6 protein-coding genes are annotated in these 2,884 nt (G+C 33.7%); 3 read left to right on the top strand and 3 right to left on the bottom strand.

From position 1 onward, the window contains the following. Positions 1-75 precede the first annotated feature (75 nt). A complete protein-coding gene (locus VB694_RS16245) occupies positions 76-1,014 on the top strand; it encodes a hypothetical protein (protein WP_323361367.1) in 939 nt (312 codons plus the stop codon). Positions 1,015-1,031: 17 nt separating this feature from the next. Here VB694_RS16245 and VB694_RS16250 read toward each other — a convergent pair whose 3' ends face one another. The 3 genes from VB694_RS16250 to VB694_RS16260 all read right to left on the bottom strand — a co-directional run bounded on the left by VB694_RS16250 (position 1,032) and on the right by VB694_RS16260 (position 2,133). After that, the gene (locus VB694_RS16250; protein WP_323361368.1) at positions 1,032-1,364 is read right to left on the bottom strand and encodes a hypothetical protein; all 333 of its coding nucleotides are present in this window, start codon (positions 1,362-1,364) and stop codon (positions 1,032-1,034) included. Between the two features lie 144 nt (positions 1,365-1,508). Beyond that, complete coding sequence (locus tag VB694_RS16255; protein ID WP_323361369.1) at positions 1,509-1,757, bottom strand: DUF4926 domain-containing protein; 249 nt, start codon at positions 1,755-1,757, stop codon at positions 1,509-1,511. Positions 1,758-1,776: 19 nt separating this feature from the next. Continuing rightward, entirely contained in the window at positions 1,777-2,133 is a 357-nt protein-coding gene (locus VB694_RS16260) for a DUF6883 domain-containing protein (RefSeq protein ID WP_323361370.1), read from the bottom strand. A 95-nt stretch (positions 2,134-2,228) separates the two neighbouring features. Between VB694_RS16260 and VB694_RS16265 the strand changes: the two genes are divergently transcribed. Both VB694_RS16265 and VB694_RS16270 read left to right on the top strand, forming a co-directional pair. Further along, positions 2,229-2,447 (top strand): DUF433 domain-containing protein, encoded by a 219-nt coding sequence (locus VB694_RS16265; protein WP_323361371.1) that lies wholly within the window; start codon positions 2,229-2,231, stop codon positions 2,445-2,447. A gap of 1 nt (position 2,448) precedes the next feature. Then, positions 2,449-2,772: a DUF5615 family PIN-like protein gene (locus VB694_RS16270; protein ID WP_323361372.1), complete on the top strand. Its 324-nt coding sequence runs from the start codon at positions 2,449-2,451 to the stop codon at positions 2,770-2,772. The last annotated feature ends 112 nt before the right edge of the window (positions 2,773-2,884 follow it).

Genomic DNA, 2,884 nt, shown 5'->3' on the forward strand with positions numbered 1-2,884 from the left:
ATTCCTATATCACCATGAGCTAGATTGAACTAGCATCAGGTTTTTTACCAATTTAATTCACCAAGTTACCAAGTTATGCCAGAAATAAATAATACACCTGCTTATTTGCGCTATCTCCGAGCCAGATTGTCTAATTTATTACGACCTGGTTTTTGGGTGACAGGAATTTTTTTAATAGTTGTGGTGCTGTTAGTTCGTGAATATTGGTTAAATCCAGGGATTTTTACCCAAAATGAAAATCAAAAAACTGATCAAGAGGTAGTTAATCCAAAATCTACTGAGGAAAATACTAAGAAAACTACTCAGGAAACTACACTTTCTGAGGAGGATAAAGCGATCGCCGCAGATATTGATAATATGCCAAATCTGTTGAGTGATGTTGTACAATCAACTGTATATGCAAATACAATTATATTGCCAAGCAATGCCCAGGCAAATAATAAAGAAACATTTTTAGAGGATATAATTAATCAACGCAATACTAATGCTAATCTAGCTAAATCAAATCCGCGTTTGGAGATAGTTAATCAAGTTTCTCCGGTAAATGCAATCAGCACAAAAAATCCCTTTTTGGTACAAGCCGAAAACTTATTGCAGTCTAATACCAATAATAACAGGAATCAGTTTTTAGGTATTAACAATTTTGCCACATCGTCTGCAACAACACAGCCAAATACCGCTGCTAACTTGGTAATGGGATTAAATAATCAGACTTTAAATAACCAACATACTCTTGTAGTTAGTCCTTTAGCAGCAGCCATTAAACAATCAATTAATACAACTCAAATTAGTTCTTCTGGTAATAATGTAGGAGTTAGTCCAAATTATAATTATCACAGTTTACCTTCTAATTCAAGTATAGGTTATGGGCAGCCAAATTATTACAGTAATTTTAATACCGTTCAGACAAAGCCAAATGTAGGAATACCAACAATGGGGATTTATGGTTTACCTCAAAATCCTAATTATGTTCAGTCTCCAAATCAGAGTGTAATCAACTCAAATACTCCGTAGGATATGGCAAATAATAATTAAAGCTGTGAATTTAAGCTCCTCTTTTTATGACTAAATTCTGGATCATATTCAGACAAAACTTCATGAGTTGGAAAGATGTAGACATCTTGTAAATTTTCCCCATCCCATTGAAAAAATTTAATTTCTTCACGGGTAGCTGTCATAGCATAGGGAATTATCACTCTATTATGTTCATACTCAAATTTGAGGATATTTTCAACTTTGGCGGTAATATCTTCTACAATATCTCTAGCTCTAACTTTTGATACTAAAAGTTTATTTCCGTTTTTATCCCAAGCTGTAATATCTGATAGTTCTATTGTTTTGTCACTAAGTTGTGTAGTGTCCATTTTTTTAAATCCTCGTGACATTGACTATTGCAATATCTTCATTATAAATGCGATCGCTCTCAACTCTACAGCAGAAATGCGATCGCTCTCATGCTAAATTAGAAATACGCTATGCACTCTACCATAAGCATCTCAATTTACTACTTACACTGTCACCATTGACTTTACTAAATCAGGAGATGTTGGCTCAAAATGCAAAACCATAATTTGCTCTGAAGTTAAAGCAGCAAATTCGTAGGATTGTCCATTACTATCGCTAAATTCTACTTCAAATACTGTACCATCTGCTAGTATTTCTACTATTGTACCAACTTGACCACGTAACAAGTGATATTCAGGTAAATCAACTGTGAGTGCTACTACATCTAGTAACTTTGGTTCAAGTTTACTCATTGGTTACAACCTTTAAATCTTACAATTTAATATAGCAACTTGTTAATCTTGGAAAATCAGAACCAGACTCGATAATCCAACAACTACGAATGGTTGCACTTTTATTTTGCCTGTTCAATGTAAAATCTACATAGTAACGTTGTCCATGTTGATCACTTTTATTTAAGCAAGCTTCTTGAATTTTAACTTGTTCCAAAATAATTTGGCGTAATTCCTCAGCATTTTCAGCAGTCATACCTAAAATTGATGAAAACAGACGAGCTTTATCCTTTCCTGTGGGATGATCTCGATTAAGGGAGTAGTCACGTAGTTTACGAATGTCAATAACTGCCTTTTCTGCATTTGGGATTATATTTGTTGAATTAGAGCCTTCCATATACTTGTTGATGCGTAGATGAAGCCAGCCGTAGGTATCGCTGTCATTCTAAATCAATGTTAAACTAAAAATATCACTTGAACACATAAAAAACTATGTCTAGTAATACTTCAATTATCAGCGTTTCTCCTGAAATTATGAGTGGTACTCCAGTTTTTACCGGAACAAGAGTTCCTATCCAAACACTTTTAGATTATTTAAAAGCAGGAGATTCAATAGATGATTTTTTAGATGGTTTTCCTACGGTTAGTAGAGAGCAAGTCATTACATTTTTGGAGGAAGTTGAAAAAGCAATGATTAGTAAGGTAGCATAAAATGAAATTGATTTTAGATGAATGTATTGATCGCAGATTAACCAAAGAATTTATAGGTTATGAAATCAAAACAGTTCCTCAAATGGGATGGGCAGGAACTAAAAATGGTAAATTACTGGCTTTAATAGAAAAAGAATTTGATGTTTTTATTACTGTTGATAGGAATTTATCTTTTCAGCAAAATTTATCTCAGTTCAATATCGCTGTAGTTGTTTTGCAAGCAAAGTCTAATAGATTAATTGATCTTAAACCTTTAGTTCCAAAGATTTTGGATATTTTATCTACAGTAGTGAAAGGTCAAGCTGTCGTTATTAGTCTTGAATGATAAGGCGATCGCTCTTACTCTACATCAATAATGCGTTAGCGAAGCTTACCGAAGGTATCGCTCATAACTCTACATCAGAAATGCGTTAGCGAAGCTTACCGAAGGTATCGCT

The sequence above is a fragment of the Anabaena sp. UHCC 0451 genome, assembly GCF_034931405.1.
GTDB lineage: Bacteria > Cyanobacteriota > Cyanobacteriia > Cyanobacteriales > Nostocaceae > RDYJ01.

Coding starts and splice junctions, on each gene's coding strand:
- VB694_RS16245 (WP_323361367.1), top strand. CDS start 76: ATGCCAGAAATAAATAATACACCTGCTTATTTGCGCTATCTCCGAGCC.
- VB694_RS16250 (WP_323361368.1), bottom strand. CDS start 1,364: ATGGACACTACACAACTTAGTGACAAAACAATAGAACTATCAGATATT.
- VB694_RS16255 (WP_323361369.1), bottom strand. CDS start 1,757: ATGAGTAAACTTGAACCAAAGTTACTAGATGTAGTAGCACTCACAGTT.
- VB694_RS16260 (WP_323361370.1), bottom strand. CDS start 2,133: ATGGAAGGCTCTAATTCAACAAATATAATCCCAAATGCAGAAAAGGCA.
- VB694_RS16265 (WP_323361371.1), top strand. CDS start 2,229: ATGTCTAGTAATACTTCAATTATCAGCGTTTCTCCTGAAATTATGAGT.
- VB694_RS16270 (WP_323361372.1), top strand. CDS start 2,449: ATGAAATTGATTTTAGATGAATGTATTGATCGCAGATTAACCAAAGAA.